Origin of the sequence: Micromonospora sp. NPDC049230, from assembly GCF_040647875.1 — a bacterium.
Taxonomy (GTDB): Bacteria; Actinomycetota; Actinomycetes; order Mycobacteriales; family Micromonosporaceae; genus Micromonospora.
The window spans coordinates 141,270-158,349 of sequence record NZ_JBEZCZ010000004.1; the positions used below are offsets into that span (position 1 = coordinate 141,270).

A 17,080-nucleotide genomic window follows, 5' to 3' on the forward strand; every position below is an offset into this window, starting at 1 on the left:
CGGCCGGCGGCGGCGCTGTCACACGTCGGGGTCGACGGCCGGGCAGGTGGTGCCCCGGGCCGGCACCTTCTGGTCGATCAGGTAGGCGTCGACGGCCCGCTCGACACACGGGCTGGTGGTGTAGCTGCCGTGCCCCCACCCTTCGTAGGTGAGCAGCACGCCGTGCCGGCCCAACTGCCGCGCCACGTTAGTGGCCCAGTTGTACCCGCTGGCCGGGTCGTGCACGGTGGCGGCGACCAGCAGCGGCACCTCGGTGCGTACCCGCAGGCGGTGCTGCGGGTTGGCGACCGGCGTCGGGGTGCCCAGGCAGGTCGCGAGGGCGAACACCGCCGTCGGATACCGCAGGTCGGGCGCGAGCCGGGCCACCCGGCGCAGGTGTTCGTCGTACTCCCGGTAGTCACGGACGGGCAGGCTCCAGTCCTGGCAGAAGACCGCGAAGGGGTACGCCGCCACGGCGTCGCCGGTCGACGGTCCGGCGCTTCGCCCGGTGGCTGGGGCTCCCATGTCTTCCAGCCACTCGGCGAGCCCCGGCCACCGCCAGGTGTCGTAGAACTCCCGGTGGGTGAGCCGGCTCAACTCGAACGGGGTCAGCACGACCCCGGGCCGTTTCGGGTCGGTGAGCGTGCCGGCCTCGGCCCGGGCGCGCAGCCCCTCCCAGATGGCCCCGAAGTCCCGGCCGTGCAGCGCGCAGGCGGCGGACCTGTCACACCAGGCGACGAACTCGTCGAACGCGTCCTGCGAGGTGACGGCCTGGGTGTCCAGGAACGCGCGGGTGCCGACGCCGTGGTCCACCGCGGCCTCCAACACCATGGCCCGGACCCGGTGTGGGAACAGTTCGGCGTACTGCTCACCGAGCAGGGTGCCGTACGAGCTGCCGTGGAAGGTCAACTGCCGCTCGCCGAGCGCGGCGCGGATCGCGTCCAGGTCGCGGGCGGCGCTGATGGTGTCCACGTGGTCGTAGAGCGGCCCGGTGCGGGCCCGGCAGTCGGCCCGCAGCAGCGCGTTGCCGGCCAGCGTGGCGTCGAACTGGGCCTGGTCGGCGATCAGTTGCGGCTGCTGGGCGAGCAGGGCCCGGGAGCAGACCACCGGGTGGCTGCCGCCGGTGCCGCGCGGGTCGAAGCTGACGATGTCGAACCGGCGGCGCAGGTCGGCGCTGAACCGGGAGCTGCCGTTGACCACCCGGTCGACGCCGCTGTCACCCGGGCCGCCGGGCCCGAAGACCAGCGTGCCCTCGCGAGTGGCGGGCTTGGCGACCCGGCGGGCCAGGGCCAGGGCGAAGTGCTCTCCCCGGGGTCGGTCCCAGTCGACCGGTAGCGACAGGGTGCCGCACTCGGCGGAGTCGTCGGCGGCGCACGGCTGCCAGTCGATCGTGGGGTGGGCGGCGGCCGGGCTCGCCGGGGTCAGGCCGGCGGCCGTGAGGGCCAGGGCGACCGCCCAGCCGACCGCGGATTTGCGTACGCGCAGCATGAGGTGCTGTCCTCTCCTCGAAGGAGCGTTGCCGGTGAAACTCGCCCAGTGGGCGAGGTGATGCTGCTTCCACCCGGGCCGTCGAGTAGCCGCTCGACGGCCCGGGGCCTTCGGCAGCGGTCAGTCGACCTCGACCAGGACGCGTTCGACACCTGTCATCCGGGTCTCCATCCCGGCGAGCCGGCCGTCCATCGCCGCGAGCAGTCGGGCGTTCTCCGCCTGCGCCCGGGCGGCCGTCTCGGCGAGCTGGCGGTAGTCGTCCGCGCGGGCCGCCTCGTACCGGGCCCGCCGGGTCTTGGCGAGCTGCACGATGGTCACCGTGGCCACGCTGACCAGGAAGGCGAAGATGCCGATCGCGCCGACCACCTCGGTCCAGTCGTGCTCGCTCATCGGTCCGCTCCTGGTTGCTCGGCCGAGTCGGGCACGGTCAGCGTCTCGACCGCCGCCGCGATGATCTCGGGGGTGAGGGTGAGCACGAACGGCTGCACCTCGTAGTAGTTCATGGCCTTCCCGTCCTCCGACAACTCCAGGCTCGCGGTGACCAGCCCGGCCGCCGCCAGCTTCCGTAGGTGGACCTGCAACAGCGCTCGGCTGATGCCCAGTTGCCGGGCCAACCCGCTGACGTAGGCACGCTCGCGGGCCAGCGCGGCGACGATTCGCAGCCGGTGCGGGTTGGCCAACGAGGCCAGCACCCGGACCAGGTCGTCGCCGATCGGCGATGGAGCACTGCTCACAACCGGCCCTCGCACATGCAAAGAGAAGCTAGCAGGTATGCCCGCGCGGTGATACGGACCGAGGACGGAATCAGGGGGTTCTCAGGGTCGCGACCGAGCCCGGACAGACAGACACGCCGGGCCGGTGAATGATCACCGGCCCGGCGTGCGGGTTACGTCGTACGTCAGCTCTTGAAGGCGTCCTTGATCTTCTCGCCGGCCTGCTTGAGCTTGGCCGTGGACTGGTCCGCGCGACCCTCGGCCTCGAGCTGCTCGTTATCGGTGGCGCGACCAGCGCCTTCCTTCAGCTTGCCGGCCGCGTCCTCGGTGGCGTTGTTGATCTTGTCGTCGATACCCATTGCCAACCTCCATTGCAAGCGTCGCTACGACAGGACCAGTACCCCCACCGTCGGCGGTCCAACCATTACCGCCGTCACAGTCCGCGATCGCCCGCCGCCGGTCGGAACCGGCGCAGCCGCAGACTGTTGGCCACCACGAAGACCGAGGACAACGCCATCGTGGCACCGGCGATCATCGGGTTGAGCAGCCCGGCGGCGGCCAGCGGCAGGGCCGCCACGTTGTAGCCGAACGCCCAGAACAGGTTGCCCCTGATGATGCCGAGCGTGCGTCGGGACAGGCGGATGGCGTCCACGGCGGCGTCCAGGTCGCCCCGGACGAGGGTGAGGTCGGACGCCTCGATCGCGACGTCGGTGCCGGTGCCCATGGCCAACCCCAGGTCGGCCTGGGCCAGCGCCGGCGCGTCGTTGACCCCGTCACCGACCATCGCCACCGAGCGCCCCCGCGCCTGGAGCCGCTTGACCACGTCGACCTTGCCGGCCGGCAGCACCTCGGCGATCACCTCGTCGATGCCCACCTCGGCGGCGATCGCGCGGGCCACAGTGGTGTTGTCCCCGGTCAGCAGGATCGGGGTGAGCCCCAGCGCCCGCAGCCGGGCCACCGCCGCCCGGCTGGTCGGCCGGACCACGTCGGCGACCGCGAGCACACCCCGGGCCCGCCCGTCCCAGCCCGCGACGATCGCCGTACGGCCGGCGGCCTCCGCGGCGCCGACGGCCGACTCGACCTCCGGCGGCACCTCGATCTCGCGCTCGCGCAGCAGCCGGGCCCGACCGACGAGCACGGCCCGCCCGTCGACAGTGCCTGTCACGCCCAGCCCTTCGAGGTTGCGGAAGCCCGTCACCGGGGGCAGCGACCCCGCCTCGCCCGCACCCGCCGCGACCGCTCGGGCGATCGGGTGCTCGGAGGCGGCCTCCACCGCCCCGGCGAGCCGGAGCAGCTCGGCCCGCTCCTCGCCACTCGCCGGCACCACGTCCACCAGTGTCATCCGGCCGGTCGTCACGGTGCCGGTCTTGTCCAGCACCACGGTGTCCACCCGGCGGGTGGACTCCAGCACCTCCGGCCCCTTGATCAGCACACCCAGTTGGGCGCCTCGACCGGTGCCGACGAGCAGCGCGGTCGGGGTGGCCAGGCCGAGCGCGCAGGGGCAGGCGATGATCAACACGGCGACGGCGGCGGTGAACGCGGCGGTCGGGCCGGCACCGGTGCCGAGCCACCAACCGAGCGTGCCGACGGCCAGGGTGATGACGATCGGCACGAAGACACCGGAGATCCGGTCCGCCAGCCGCTGCACGGCCGCCTTGCCGCTCTGCGCCTGCTCGACCAGGTCGGCCATTCGGGCGAGCTGGGTGTCCGCGCCGACCCGGGTGGCACTGACGATCAGCCGTCCGCCAGCGTTGATGGTGGCGCCGACCACACCGTCACCCGGGCCGACCTCGACCGGCACCGACTCACCGGTGAGCATGCTGGCGTCGACGGCGGAGGTGCCCTCCTCGACCACCCCGTCGGTGGCGATCTTCTCACCGGGTCGGACCACGAACCGGTCGCCGACGACGAGCCGATCCACCGGGATCAGGGTCTCCACCCCGTCGCGCAGCACCGCCACCTCCCTGGCGCCGAGCGCGAGCAGGGCGCGCAGCGCCGCACCGGCGGTCCGCTTGGACCGGGCCTCGAAGTAGCGACCGGCCAGGATGAACACCGTCACCCCGGCGGCCGCCTCCAGGTAGATGTTGCCGGCACCGTCGCTGCGGGTGATGGCGAAGCGGAACGGGTGCGTCATCCCGGGCAGGCCGGCGTCACCGAGGAAGAGCGCCCAGAGCGACCAGCCGAACGCGGCAAGCGTGCCGAGCGACACCAGCGTGTCCATCGTCGCCGCGCCGTGGCGCAGGTTGGTCCAGGCGGCCCTGTGGAACGGCAGCCCACCCCAGACCACCACCGGGGCGGCCAGGGTCAGCGACAGCCACTGCCAGTAGTCGAACTGCCAGGCCGGGACCATCGCCAGCAGGACCACCGGCACGCTGAGGGCCACCGAGACCCAGAGCCGGGTACGCGGGCCGCGCAGCGGATCCGCCGGCTCCTCGGCCGTCGGCGGGGCCGGCAGCGCCGCCGTGTACCCGGTCTTCCGCACGGTCTCGATCAGGTCGTCCGGTGTGACGCCGTCGGCGTACCGGACGGACGCCTTCTCGGTGGCGTAGTTGACGGCGGCGCTCACCCCGTCCATCCGGTTGAGTTTCTTCTCGATCCGGGCGGCACAGGCGGCGCAGGTCATCCCGCCGATCGCCAACTCGATCCGGTTGGGCGCCTCGGGCAGCGGGCTGCTGGTGGTGGTCATCGTCGTCGTCCCGTCAGTTGTGCCCGCGCCCGGGGGTGCCGTGGTCGGCACCCCCGCTTGGCTCGGGTCCGCTCGGGTCGCTCCCGGCCGGCGGGGTGCCGGTCACGACCGTGAACTCGGCGGTGTGCACCGCCCCGCCGTGCCGGAAGTCGAGGTAGAGCCGATAGCTGCCGGCCGAGGGCACGTCGGCGAGGAAGGTGACGGCCGGGCCGGGTCGGGTCCGCCCGTCGCCCGGCGTCCCGTCCGGGCGCACGTGCAGGTACGCGAGGTCACCCCGGCGCAGTGCCACCAGGTGCCCGTACGCGCCCTGGTAGGGCTCCAGGTCGGTGACCGGCCGCCCGTCCCGGCTCACGGTGAGGGTGAGCGCCGCGGTGCGGCCGGGCTGCGGCACGCCGGTCAGGGTGACCGTGTAGCCGTCGACCGTGGTGCTTGTCGCCGGAGCCGGCAGCGGTCGCTCGCTCAGCGCACCGGGGACCGTCACGTCCACGCCGAGCGTCAGCGGCTCACCCCCGGTCGGGGTGAAGTCGGCGAACGCCCGCCACTGCCCGGGGCCGGCCAGCGGTGTGCCGACCCGCCAGGTGCCGTCCGCGGCCAGGTCGGGGTGCACGTGCCGGAAACCGGACAGGTCCCGGCGGGCCACGATCAGGTGCATCCGCCTGTCCTGCGCCACGTCGTACCGGGTCACCGGCTGGCCGTCCGGACCGGTGACCCGGAAGGCGAACTGGTCGGCCGGGGCGTCGACCAGGTCGAGGGTGTAGCCGCGGTCGGAGACGAGCAGCCCACCGGGAATCCGGGCGGCCGGCTCGCCGCGTTCTTCAGTCGCGTGGACGGCGTCGCCGTCGTGCCGGCCCTCGACGACCGGGGTGCGGTCGACCGCTCGGCCGACCCCGTAGGTGGCGCCGAAGACCGCCGCGAGGCCGACAGCGAACCCGGCAAGCCTCGGCACGGTACGCATGCCGGCCCCCGCGCTCACGCGTCGACGAGGTCGTAGCCGGCCTCGTCGACGGCGGCCCGGACGACCCGCACGTCCAGCGGCTGCTCACTGCTCACGCTGACCTGCCCGGTCGCGAGGTCGACCTGGACGTCACGCACGCCAGCGATGGCGCCGACCTCGGCGCTCACCGCGCTGACGCAGTGCCCACAGGTCATGCCCTGCACCTGGAACGTCGTGTTCACCATCGGATCGTCTCCTTGTCGTTACCGGTACCCGGTGGGGGTATCACATCCAGGAGCGACCGTACCATACCCCCAGGGGGTACGCTATCCTGGTCGGCATGACCGCATCCACCCCGATCCGCGGGTACACCGCCAGCAAGGACCAGCTGCTCGCGCGGCTCCGCCGAGTCGAGGGCCAGGTCCGCGGCATCGAGAAGATGGTCGACGACGACCGCTACTGCATCGACGTGCTCACCCAGATCTCCGCGATCCAGGCCGCCCTCGACAAGGTGGCGCTGGGGCTGCTCGACGGACACGCCCGGCACTGCATGCACGAGGGGGCCGCCGAGGGGCGGGCCGACGAGATGGCCACCGAGATGATGGCGGCCGTCGGCCGGCTGATGAAGCGCGGCTGACCGCCCCGCACCCCGACGCCGGCACGCGGCCCCGCACCGACGACACCCCGCCACGACCTGCGCCCCCGAGCCGGGCTGGTTAGCATTCCCCTCGATGACCCCCCGCATGCCGCTGCGCGAACGGGCACCGGCGTCGCCACGCCGTGGCGTCGCCGCTGACCGCCGGGGCCGGGCACTGGCCATCAGTGATCAGGTGGTCGCCGGTCAGCGATCCGCCGCGTCTCGCGCCACGATTCCACGGTGCGGATGAACCGACCGGCGCACTGACACGTATCCCGCACCGGATCGTTGGGAGTCTCGTCTTGGGTTCCGACCACACCCGTTCCGCTCCGCCCGCCCCGCCCCGGGTGCGGCGGCTCCTCGTCGTGACGGTGGCGCCCCTCTTCGTCGCCACGGTGCTCGCCGCGGCGCTGCTCTGGCCGCGCGGCGGGACACCGCAGACCGACGGCGGGGCGGACGTGCCGCGCTACGGCGGCACGGTGACCCGGGTGGTGACCGAGCCGTGCCCGCCGCTGCCGTCGAGCCCGGAGGGCACACCCCGGGTCGGCGGCGGGCCGTGCGGCACCGTCGACGTCCGGGTGGACGACGGGCCGACCGCCGGTCAACAGGTACGGACACCGATCCCCGACGGACCCGGCGCGCCACGGGTCGAGGTCGGCGACGAGGTCATCCTCGTCGAGCTGACCGATCCCACCGACCCCGCCACCAGCAACTGGAACATCGCCGAGCACCAGCGCGGCACCCCGCTGCTGTGGCTGGCGGTGATCTTCGCCGCGGCGATCGTCGCGTTCGGCCGCTGGCGGGGTCTGGCCGCGCTCGCCGGGCTGGCGGCCAGCTTCGCCATCCTGCTCACGTTCGTGCTGCCGGCCATCGCCGCCGGCGGATCACCCCTCCTGGTGGCGGTGGTCGGCGCGGCCCTGATCATGTTCGTGGTGCTCTATCTGACGCACGGCGTCACCGCACAGACCTCGGTGGCGGTGCTGGGCACCCTGGGCAGCCTGGTGCTGACCGGTGTGTTGGCCACCATCGCCACGGCCGCGACCCACCTCACCGGCTTCGGCAGCGAGGACGCGACGACACTGTCGATGTTCCAGGCCGACGTGGACCTGCACGGCCTGCTGCTCGCCGGGATCATCATCGGATCGCTCGGGGTGCTCGACGACGTGACGGTCACCCAGGCGGCCACCGTCACCGAGCTGGCGCACGCCAACCCCGGGCTGACCCGGTTGCAGCTGTACCGTGCCGCGACCCGGGTGGGCCGTGCGCACATCGCCTCCACTGTCAACACCATCGTGCTGGCGTACGCGGGCGCGTCGCTGCCCCTGCTCCTCCTGCTCACCGCCGACGCACGACCGATCGGGCAGATCCTCACCAGTGAGTTCCTCGCGCAGGAGATCGTCCGCAGCGCGGTCGCCACGCTCGGTCTGATCGCCGCCGTGCCACTGACCACCGGGCTGGCCGCGATCGTCACCGCCGCCGGGCGGGCCGATGCCACACCGCCCGCCGACGCCGCCCGGCGACCACCGGAGCCGGACCCGGCGGAGGCGATGGCCGCCCTCAGCTCACCGCGAACCTCTCGGACCAACGAGCCGGACCAGACGCGGACCCCGCCCCCATCCACGGCCATCGACGGGTGGCCGGATTCGAACAGGAGCACGGAAACGACATGGTGACACTCCTCAGCGTGACCAGATCGGGTCTCCACCCTGAGAACCGCGTCACTGATCACCCAGCGCAATGGCGAAATGACACTTTTGGTCGGTATCCAGGCGTAGCTCACCCAGTCCACTCTCGGGTAACCTCGCTGCCGGTTACCGATGAAGGCGCGAAGCGGCGCCTGCGGGGCCACCGCCCAATCGCCAACCGGCGAGCCGGGGACCCAGGTACGTGGGGTGAATCCGCGTCAGCGGTAGGGGCCACTTCCGCCCCGAACCCGTCAGCTAACCCGGTCGGCGGTCGACGGAAGGGAACATTGTGACGGCACCCCTACGCCGCTGGTTGACACCCGTGGTGGCCGTGATCGCCGCACTGACAGTGCTCGCCGGGCCCCAGCCGGCCCACGCCGCCCCGACGACCCCGACACCGTCCGGGCACGAGGAGGACGGCGAGCCGAAGCTGCTCAACGACGTCATCGAGCAGGCCAACCGCGACTACTCCGCCGCCAAGTCCAAACTGGACAAGTCCAAGAAGCGGCAGCTTGAGCTGGCGCGGGAGGTGGACCGGGCCAAGGCCGACCTGGACGCGTTGGCACCACAGGTCGGGCAGATCGCCGCCCAGTCGTACCGGACCGGTCGGATCGGCGCGCTCGCGATGCTGCTCGAAAGCGACGCTCCCGACACCTTCGTCCAGCGCGCCGCGATGCTCGACGAGATCAACATGGTGAACGAGAACAAGCTCGCCGAGGTCAACGCGGCAAAGGCCCGTGCCGAGGAGGCCAAGCTGGCCCTCGACACCGAGGTTCGCGAGCAGCAGAAGCAGACCGCCGTGATGGCCAAGCGGAAGAACGAGGCCGACAAGGCGCTCTCCCTGGTCGGCGGCAAGGGCTTCACCGGCGGCCTGGTGGACGCCACCTCGCCGGTCGCCAAGATCGGGCCGGGCCGCACCGCCGACGGTGACTGGAAGGCGCAGTCGTGCAGCGAGAACGATCCGACCACGTCCGGCTGCATCACGCCGCGGACGCTGCACGCGTACAAGGAGGTCAAGCGGGCCGGCTTCAACCGGTTCGTCGGCTGCTACCGCCCCGGCGGGCCGTGGGAGCACCCGAAGGGCCGCGCCTGCGACTGGTCGCTACAGAAGAGCGGCTTCGCACCCTGGCACAACGAGGACACCCGGACGTACGGCAACAACGTCGCCGCGTTCCTCATCCGTAACGCCGACCGGCTCGGCATCTACTACGTGATCTGGAACCGGCAGATCTGGTTCCCGGCGAGCGGCTGGAAATCGTACAGCGGGCCGTCGGACCACACCGACCACGTCCACATGTCACTGCTCTGACCCACCGGATCCTCCGTCGAGGGCCGCTCCGCCTCGCGCGGGGCGGCCCTCGACGTGTCAGGCGGCCGCGGCCGGGTCCGGTGACCCGGTCGGCACGTCGGGCGTCGCGAAGCCGGCCGGCACCGCCGCCACCGGGCGTACGACGCCGGCGGCGAGCCGGTACGACACACCCACCACCGCGCACCGCCCCTGCGCCACCTCGTCGGCCAGCACGGGCGACTGCCCGAGCAGCGTCTCGACGGTCTGCGCGATGTGGATGTCGACGATGCCGTCGATGTCCTCCACACCCTCGCTACGGGCCCGGGACAGACTGGGCAGCACGGCATCGACCACCGCGCCCAGGTGCCCGGGAGGCTGCGTGCCGGTCGCCGCGGACTCCCGCGCCGCCTGCACCGCCCCACACGAGTCGTGGCCGAGCACCACCACCAGCGGGGTGCCGAGGACTGTCACCGCGTACTCCACGCTGCCCAGCACCTCCGGACCGGCGGTGTGCCCGGCCGTGCGGACCACGAACAGGTCACCAAGCCCCCGGTCAAAGATGATCTCGGCGGCCAGGCGGGAGTCGGAGCAGCCGACGATCACCGCGAACGGGTGCTGCCCGTCGGCCACCGCCGCCCGGCGCCCGGCGTCCTGGTTGGGGTGGCGCGGGGCGCCGCTGACGAAGCGCCGGTTTCCGGCGGTCAGCTCGGCGTACGCCTGCGCCGGATCGCTGATCGCGGACGCCCGGTCGGTGGTCCGCTGCGGACCCGGCTGCCCGCCAGACATTCCGGGAAGACTCATCCCCGCACCTCGTATTCACGCGTTTGACCTGGTCAACCGGCTTGTCAGCCGGGCCGGCGGCGGGCGCTGGCTCGGGCTCCACCGTCACACGCACCGTAAGATGCGTCAAGGTATGCGTGATTTACATTTCATACGTTGACTTCGGGTCGACCCCTGGGCGACGCACCGGGGGCAGGGCGGGCGAGACTTCCGGGGCGGGGCGGACATCCGGAAAGGCGGTCACACATGGCGAGCACTGCGACGGGCGACACCGGCGGCGGGCGGAACTGGACGTTCCTCACCAACCACGGGCACGTCCTGCTGGCCATCGCCCGCGACCCCACCGCCCGGCTACGCGACGTCGCGGCCGAGGTCGGCGTGACCGAACGGGCCGCGCAGGCGATCGTCGCCGACCTGGAGGCGGGCGGGTACCTGCACCGCACCCGCGTGGGGCGGCGCAACGAATACACCCTCAACCCGTCCGGTCGGTTCCGGCACCCCGCCGAGGCCTACCGTCAGGTCGGCGACCTGCTCGCGCTGTTCGCCGAAGCGCCCACCACGGAGGTCGACCCGCAGGCCTGACCCGCGTTGCCGGGCCGCTGCCCGGCGGGGCACAGCGGTAATCTCTGCGAGTGCGCGAATGCCCCCCGTTGAGCGCGACCAACCCGTTCCGCCGCAGTGGCCGTGCCGCTCGCGGTGTCCTCAGCGCGGCCCTGGCTGCCCTGCTCGGCACCGCACTCGTGGCACCCGCACCCGCACGGGCGGCACTGCCCGCCTGCGGTCCGGTCAGCGAGGAGGGCCTGACGGCGATGCCGTGGGCGCTGCGCCGACTGGAGCCGTCCGCGGCGTGGCCGCTGTCCCGGGGCGCCGGCGTGACGGTGGCAGTCATCGATTCCGGGGTCTCCGCCGTCCACCCGCTCCTGGCGGGCCAGGTGCTGGAGGGTCGCGACTTCAACGGCCTGGCGGCCAACCAGGGCCAGTGCGACCTGGTCGGGCACGGCACCATGATCGCCGGCATCATCGCTGGCCGGGAGGGCACCGGCGCCCCGTTCAGCGGGGTCGCCCCGGCGGCCCGCATCCTGCCGATCCGGGTCCTGCCGGACCTCAGGGACACCCGGGACGCGCAGCTTCCGGTGCAGATCGCCGCGGCTATCGACTGGGCTGTCGAGCAGGGCGCCGACGTGATCAACCTGTCCCTCACGACAATTCCCGGTCCCGAGCTGACGGCCGCGGTCGAGCGTGCGCTGGCCAAGCAGGTGGTGCTCGTCGCCGCCGCCGGCAACCGGGTGGAAAATCAGCAGGACCGGCCGGGATACCCGGCCGCGTACCCCGGGGTCATCGCCGTCGGCGGAGTGGACGAGCAGGGCGGTCACGTCGGCAGCTCGATCAGCGGCGACTACGTCGACATCGCCGCACCGGGGTTGAACATCGTCGGGCCGGCGCCCCAGGGCTCCGGCTACCGCGCCGAGCCGACCGGCGGCACCAGCTTCGCCGCCGCGTACGTCTCGGGGGTGGCCGCGCTGGTCCGGGCCGCCTACCCCGGTCTCACCCCGCGGCAGGTCGCCGAACGGCTGGAACGCACTGCGGACAACCCACCGGGGGGCCACAACGCCGACATCGGTTACGGCGTGGTCAACCCGTACCGGGCGGTGTCGAGCCTGCTGGGCACCCGGGAGAACCCGCCCGCCGCCGCGCTCCCGGCGCCCGTCGCGCACGACGACCCCCTGGGCTGGCAGCGCACCGCCGCGATCTGGGCCGCGGCGGTCGGCGGGCTGCTCACCGTGCTGCTGCTGATCGCACGACCGATCGTGGCCCGGGGCCGCAAACGCGACTGGCGCCCGGGCCGACGCCCCGACGCACCGGCGGCCAGCTGACCTGGTGGATGGTGGCCGGCGACGGGGCCGGCACACGTCGGCCCGCTGCCGCCGCGACACGGGCACCACAGAGACAATGCGGCTCCGGCCCGGGTGAACCGGACCGGAGCCGCATCGCGGAATGCGTCAGCTCCACACCTTGGAGTTGCTCATCTCCGTGGTGAGGTAGTTTTCCCGGGCGATGCCGACGGCACCGCCGATCTCGTTCAGGATTCGGTTGATGTCCCCAACCGCCGCATCCCACTTCGCCTGGTGCTGCTCGTAGGCAACCCGGTCCTCGCCGTCCCAGTGGAGCTTGGTCAGCATCGCCCGAAGCGTGTCGAGCTTTTCCTCAAGCGTCTTCGAGATGGCCTGCATCTGCTGATTGCTGCTCTCGAGGACCGCGTAGTCAACCTTGATCGTCACGATTTCCCCCTCTGCTGCCTACGGATCACGGGTTGAGAGCAGAGTGGAACTTGTCCAGCATCTGCTGCTGCTCTTCGTCGTTGACCTGATGCGTCGTACCCGACTTGTCGAGCAGGTCAGCGATGTTGTCCATCGCCGTCAGCAGTTTGACGGTGTCCTCGTTCCAGCGCGTCATCAGCGACTGGAAGCCCGTGGACGCCTGACCCTTCCACGCCATGGCCAGGTCGTCGACAACGTTCCACAGCTTCTTGAGCTCGCCGTCGACCTCGCTGCGCGTGGACCGCACGTCACTCGCGGCGGTATGCAGAGTCGCAGCTTCGACCTCGAACGCCATGCTTCACACCCTTCCGTCATGTTGTGGTGGCGGCTTTGCCGCACCCCTCCCCCGCGGCAAGGCAGCAACACCCCACCGACGGACACTCCAGTGAAGACCGTAGCGGAATACGGCCAGCCCTCGCAGCCCTGGCCGGAGCCATCCGATGGATGCCGGTGGATCGGATCAGGCCGCCTGGCGCAGCAGCCCGTCGAGACCGGCACCCAACCCGGCGCCCGGCGTCCACGATGTGCCCACGGGGGCTTCCCGTCGGATGTGGCGGTACGCCGCGCGTTACCGAACCAGCCCAGCCCTGACCGTCCCGTCAGGACGGATCGGACCAGGCGGTCTGAATCAGCTGTTGGCCATCGCGTCGGCGGACGAGGGTGCCCCGGCCCGGCGGTTGCGGGCTCGGTCGCAGGGTGCCGAAGACGGCGCCCTCCTCCCGGTTGCCGGACATCAGCAGACCCGGCGAGTCCAGTTCGCGCAGCCGCTGGAGCACCGGCTCGTAGAGCGCCCTGGACACGCCGCCGACGCGACGGGTGACGATCAGGTGCAGGCCGATGTCGCGCGCCTGCGGCAGCAACTCCTGTAGGGCGCTGAGCGGGTTGCTGCCACCGGAGGCCACCAGGTCGTAGTCGTCCACCAGGATGTACAGGTCCGGGCCCTTCCACCAGCTGCGATCGCGCAGCTGGGCGGTGGTCACGTCCGGGCCGGGCAGCCGGTTGGACAGCGCGCTGCGGATCGACGCGAGCCCCTGCGCGAACGCCTGGTTGGACGGGGCGTAGTCGAGCAGGTGATCGCCCTCCACCGCGCCCAGCAGGCCACGCCGGTAGTCGGCGATCACCAGCCGCGCCTGCGCGGGCGTGTACCGCTCGGTGATGCCCCGGGCGATCAGCCGCAGCAGGTTGGTCTTGCCGCACTCGGCGTCGCCGAAGACCGTCAGGTGCGGCTCGTTGGCCAGATCCAGGTAGACCGGCGCGAGCGCCGACTCGTTGACGCCGATCGGCAGACCGGGCGCCGACCGATCGATGATCCGGGCCAGCTCGGCCACCGGCAGCCGGCGCGGCAGCAGCCGCACCTTCGGCGCCGGACGACCCGGCCAGTTGGCGGCCACGTGCCCGGCCAGGGCCACCGACGCCTCGCCCAGGTCGTCGATGTCCCGACGACCATCGAGCCGCGAGACGGCGGTGAGGAAGTGCAGCTTGTCGCGGGTCAGGCCACGGCCGGGCGCCTTCTCCGGCACGTTCATCGCCGCGCGACGGTCGATCTCGGACTCGGACGCGTCACCGAGACGCAGCTCCAGCTTGGTGCCGAGCAGATCACGCATGTTGATCCGGATCTCCGCCCACCGCACCGCGGTGAGCACCACGTGCACGCCGAAACCGAGGCCCCGGTTGGCAAGCGTGGTGATGGTCTGCTCCAGCTCCTCGTACTCCTGGCGCACCGTGTTCCAACCATCCACCACCAGGAACACGTCACCGAACGGGTCGTCGGCGAACTCGCCGGCCGCCCGGCGACGACGGTAACTGGCCACCGAGTCGATGCCGTGCTGGGCGAAGCGCGTCTCCCGGTCGTCCAGGATGGCGACCACCTCGGCCACCGTCCGGCGGACCGCCTCGACGTCCCGGCGACCGGCGACCCCGGCCAGGTGCGGCAGGCGCTCCAGGCTGCGCAGCGCGCCTCCGCCGAAGTCCAGGCAGAAGAACTGCACCTCACGTGGTGTGTGGGTGAGCGCCAGCGAGGCGAGCAGCGTACGCAGCATCGTGCTCTTGCCACTCAACGACCGGCCGACGATGACCACGTTGCCGCCGGCCCCGGCCAGCTCGACCATCATCGGGTCACGGCGCTGCTCGTACGGGCGGTCCACCACCCCGACCGGCACTGTCAGCCGCCCGCGCCCGGGCCAGGACGCGGTGCACAACCCGTAGGTCGGGTCGACGGCCAACGGGCCGAGCAGCTCACCCAGGCCCGGCGGGTCGGCCAGCGGTGGAAGCCACACCTGGTGTGCCGGACGGCCCCGACCCTTGAGCTGGCCGATCAGCACGTCGAGCATCGCCACGGCCTTGCCGTCGGCCGGCTGCTCGGGCTCCGGCGCGGTGTCCACCGGCATCTGCGGGAGCTGTGCCGCGACGAAGTCCAGGCCGTACGGCACGATCCTGCGCTGCACGAGCGCCTGTGACGCGGCGGCCTGCTGCCCCGGCGCCCGGTACGCCCCGGACACGTACGCGGCCCGGAACCGCAGCATGGTGCTGGTGTCCGTCTTCAGGTAACCGTGGCCCGGCGCGTTCGGCAGCTCGTACGCGTCCGGCACGCCGAGCACGATCCGGCTCTCCACGGCCGAGAAGGTCCGCAGACCGATCCGGTACGACAGGTGGGTGTCCAGGCCACGCAGCTTGCCCTCTTCGAGTCGCTGACTGGCCAGCAGCAGGTGCACGCCCAGCGACCGGCCCAACCGGCCGATCATCACGAACAGGTCGATGAAGTCGGGTTTGGCGGCGAGCAGCTCGCTGAACTCGTCACAGATGATCAGCAGGCTGGGCATCGGGGCCAGCGGTTCACCGGCGGCCCGCGCCTTCTCGTACTCGAAGCGGGAGACGTAGTTGCCCGCGGCCCGCAGCAACTCCTGCCGGCGCACCATCTCGCCGGCGAGCGCGTCGCGCATGCGGTCGACGAGCGGCAGCTCGTCGGCCAGGTTGGTGATCACCGCGCTGGTGTGCGGCAGCGCCTCCAACGAGGCGAACGTCGCGCCGCCCTTGAAGTCCACAAGGACGAAGTTGAGCTCCTCCGACGAGTGGGTCACCGCCAGGGCGGCCACCACCGTCCGGAGCAGCTCGCTCTTGCCGGAGCCGGTGGCGCCGATCACCAGGCCGTGCGGGCCCATGCCCTCGTGCGCCGACTCCTTGAAGTCGAGCTCGACCACGTTGCCGTCCGGGCCGACGCCGAGCGGGATGCGCAGCCGGTCCCGGTGACCGCGCGGGCGCCAGGTGTGCTGCACGTCCACTGTCGCGGCGTCGCCCACGCCGAGCAGGTCCGGCAGCTCCGTGCTGCGGGCCAACGGCTCGTCGCTGCTGGCCTGCTGCTGGGAGAGTCGGTAGGGGGCGATCTGCCGGGCCAGCCCCTCGGCCGCCTCGGCGCTGAGCTGGTCGGGGCGACCCAGTGGCGACGACGAGCTGCCGCGCACCAGGTCGAGCGACCTGCCGTCGGCCGCGTCGAGGCAGAGCAGCCAGCGACCGGCGTCGCGGGGCACCGTCCCGGAGAGGTCGATCACCGTGGTGCCGAGCAGCCCCGGACCCACCAGTTGGCAGGTCGGCGAGACCTCACCGCCGTCGATCACCACGACCAGGTGCGGGGCGGTGGTCAGCGGCTTCGCCTCGGGCGCGAACCGGGGCCGTCCGGCCAACTCGGCGGCGAGCGACGCCTCGGCCTCGGCGAGACTGGCGAAGACCAGCCGACGGGCGCCGGCGGCGTCGGTCCGGGCACCGTGGTGCGCGTGCGGCAGCCACTTCACCCAGTTCCAGGAGGGCTGCCGGTCGGGCGCGGCGACAACCGCGACCACCAGGTCGTCCGGGGCGTGGAAGGTGACCAACTGCCCGAGTGCCGCCCGGGTCAGGTCGAGCACGGGCCCGCGGTCGCCCCGCAGCACCACCCGGCTGAACGCGCGCACCGACAACGCGGTCGGCAACTCCGGGACTGTGGAGTGGGCGCGGACGAACCGGCGCAGCGCGATGGCGCTCATCGGCTCCAGGTCCTCCACCGGCTTCGTCTCCGGCGGGACGATCTCCACAGCCAGGCGCTGCGGGCCGAGCGCGATCCGGGTCTCGCCGAAGTCGTCCTCGGTGGTCCGTCGCTCCCAGAGTCGCCGGGACGCCGCGATCGACCAGAGCGCGTCCGGCTCCGGGTGCCGCCAGGTCATCGCCGCCCGCTGCTGCTCGGCGGCACGTCGGGTGCGCTTGCGCATCTGGGCCAGGTAGCGCATGTAGTCGCGCCGGTCGGCGTTCAGTTCGGCCTTGTCCTTGCCACCGTTGTTGGCCAGCGAGCCGATCGCCATGCCGAGCATCGAGACGCCGAAGAGGCCACCTGCGACGTACGTCATCATGCCGCCGCCCTTGCCGGCGTAGAGGAACGCCATCGCGCCGACCCCGCAGAACATCGGCAGGATCATGAGCAGCTGCCCCATCCCGCGGGGCGTCGGCTCGGGCAGCTCGGGAGGGGACTCCAGCAGCACCTCACCGCGCGGTAGAGCCGGTCCCGGCTGACGCGGGAGCCGGCGGAACACCACAGTGCTCACGGCTGTC

16 protein-coding genes and 1 riboswitch are annotated in these 17,080 nt (G+C 72.3%); of the genes, 5 read left to right on the forward strand and 11 right to left on the reverse strand.

Going from position 1 to position 17,080, the window contains the following annotated elements:
- Positions 1-18: 18 nt before the first annotated feature.
- The 7 genes from AB0A95_RS05135 to AB0A95_RS05165 form a co-directional block, all read right to left on the reverse strand.
- Positions 19-1,467 (reverse strand): alpha/beta hydrolase, encoded by a 1,449-nt coding sequence (locus tag AB0A95_RS05135; RefSeq protein ID WP_357554348.1) that lies wholly within the window; start codon positions 1,465-1,467, stop codon positions 19-21.
- 120 nt (positions 1,468-1,587) lie between these two features.
- Positions 1,588-1,857: a hypothetical protein gene (locus tag AB0A95_RS05140; protein ID WP_357554350.1), complete on the reverse strand. Its 270-nt coding sequence runs from the start codon at positions 1,855-1,857 to the stop codon at positions 1,588-1,590.
- On the reverse strand, positions 1,854-2,201 hold the full coding sequence (locus tag AB0A95_RS05145; RefSeq protein ID WP_357554351.1) for a helix-turn-helix domain-containing protein: 348 nt from the start codon (positions 2,199-2,201) through the stop codon (positions 1,854-1,856). The genes AB0A95_RS05140 and AB0A95_RS05145 overlap by 4 nt, the downstream gene beginning before the upstream one ends.
- A gap of 164 nt (positions 2,202-2,365) precedes the next feature.
- Positions 2,366-2,539, reverse strand: a complete 174-nt coding sequence (locus tag AB0A95_RS05150; RefSeq protein WP_110564605.1) for a CsbD family protein — start codon at positions 2,537-2,539, stop codon at positions 2,366-2,368.
- A 74-nt stretch (positions 2,540-2,613) separates the two neighbouring features.
- Positions 2,614-4,866, reverse strand: coding sequence for a heavy metal translocating P-type ATPase (locus AB0A95_RS05155; RefSeq protein ID WP_357554353.1), 2,253 nt, complete (start codon positions 4,864-4,866; stop codon positions 2,614-2,616).
- 13 nt (positions 4,867-4,879) lie between these two features.
- Positions 4,880-5,821 (reverse strand): hypothetical protein, encoded by a 942-nt coding sequence (locus tag AB0A95_RS05160; RefSeq protein ID WP_357554499.1) that lies wholly within the window; start codon positions 5,819-5,821, stop codon positions 4,880-4,882.
- Between the two features lie 14 nt (positions 5,822-5,835).
- Entirely contained in the window at positions 5,836-6,045 is a 210-nt protein-coding gene (locus AB0A95_RS05165) for a copper ion binding protein (protein WP_357554355.1), read from the reverse strand.
- Between the two features lie 95 nt (positions 6,046-6,140).
- Between AB0A95_RS05165 and AB0A95_RS05170 the strand changes: the two genes are divergently transcribed.
- The 3 genes from AB0A95_RS05170 to AB0A95_RS05180 all read left to right on the forward strand — a co-directional run bounded on the left by AB0A95_RS05170 (position 6,141) and on the right by AB0A95_RS05180 (position 9,431).
- On the forward strand, positions 6,141-6,437 hold the full coding sequence (locus AB0A95_RS05170; protein ID WP_357554357.1) for a metal-sensitive transcriptional regulator: 297 nt from the start codon (positions 6,141-6,143) through the stop codon (positions 6,435-6,437).
- A 302-nt stretch (positions 6,438-6,739) separates the two neighbouring features.
- Positions 6,740-8,110: a YibE/F family protein gene (locus tag AB0A95_RS05175; RefSeq protein ID WP_357554358.1), complete on the forward strand. Its 1,371-nt coding sequence runs from the start codon at positions 6,740-6,742 to the stop codon at positions 8,108-8,110.
- A gap of 166 nt (positions 8,111-8,276) precedes the next feature.
- A riboswitch (cyclic di-AMP (ydaO/yuaA leader) is annotated at positions 8,277-8,407 on the forward strand.
- A 4-nt stretch (positions 8,408-8,411) separates the two neighbouring features.
- Positions 8,412-9,431 (forward strand): hypothetical protein, encoded by a 1,020-nt coding sequence (locus tag AB0A95_RS05180; RefSeq protein ID WP_357554360.1) that lies wholly within the window; start codon positions 8,412-8,414, stop codon positions 9,429-9,431.
- Positions 9,432-9,488: 57 nt separating this feature from the next.
- Here AB0A95_RS05180 and AB0A95_RS05185 read toward each other — a convergent pair whose 3' ends face one another.
- Complete coding sequence (locus tag AB0A95_RS05185) at positions 9,489-10,196, reverse strand: carbonic anhydrase (protein ID WP_357554500.1); 708 nt, start codon at positions 10,194-10,196, stop codon at positions 9,489-9,491.
- Positions 10,197-10,436: 240 nt separating this feature from the next.
- Between AB0A95_RS05185 and AB0A95_RS05190 the strand changes: the two genes are divergently transcribed.
- Entirely contained in the window at positions 10,437-10,772 is a 336-nt protein-coding gene (locus tag AB0A95_RS05190) for a helix-turn-helix domain-containing protein (protein ID WP_357554362.1), read from the forward strand.
- A 50-nt stretch (positions 10,773-10,822) separates the two neighbouring features.
- The gene (mycP, locus tag AB0A95_RS05195) at positions 10,823-12,064 is read left to right on the forward strand and encodes a type VII secretion-associated serine protease mycosin (RefSeq protein WP_357554364.1); all 1,242 of its coding nucleotides are present in this window, start codon (positions 10,823-10,825) and stop codon (positions 12,062-12,064) included.
- A 126-nt stretch (positions 12,065-12,190) separates the two neighbouring features.
- Here mycP and AB0A95_RS05200 read toward each other — a convergent pair whose 3' ends face one another.
- The 3 genes from AB0A95_RS05200 to eccCa all read right to left on the reverse strand — a co-directional run bounded on the left by AB0A95_RS05200 (position 12,191) and on the right by eccCa (position 17,073).
- On the reverse strand, positions 12,191-12,469 hold the full coding sequence (locus AB0A95_RS05200; protein WP_357072537.1) for a WXG100 family type VII secretion target: 279 nt from the start codon (positions 12,467-12,469) through the stop codon (positions 12,191-12,193).
- Positions 12,470-12,494: 25 nt separating this feature from the next.
- Entirely contained in the window at positions 12,495-12,803 is a 309-nt protein-coding gene (locus AB0A95_RS05205; protein WP_088986628.1) for a WXG100 family type VII secretion target, read from the reverse strand.
- A 304-nt stretch (positions 12,804-13,107) separates the two neighbouring features.
- The gene (gene eccCa / locus AB0A95_RS05210) at positions 13,108-17,073 is read right to left on the reverse strand and encodes a type VII secretion protein EccCa (protein ID WP_357554366.1); all 3,966 of its coding nucleotides are present in this window, start codon (positions 17,071-17,073) and stop codon (positions 13,108-13,110) included.
- Between the last annotated feature and the right edge of the window lie 7 nt (positions 17,074-17,080).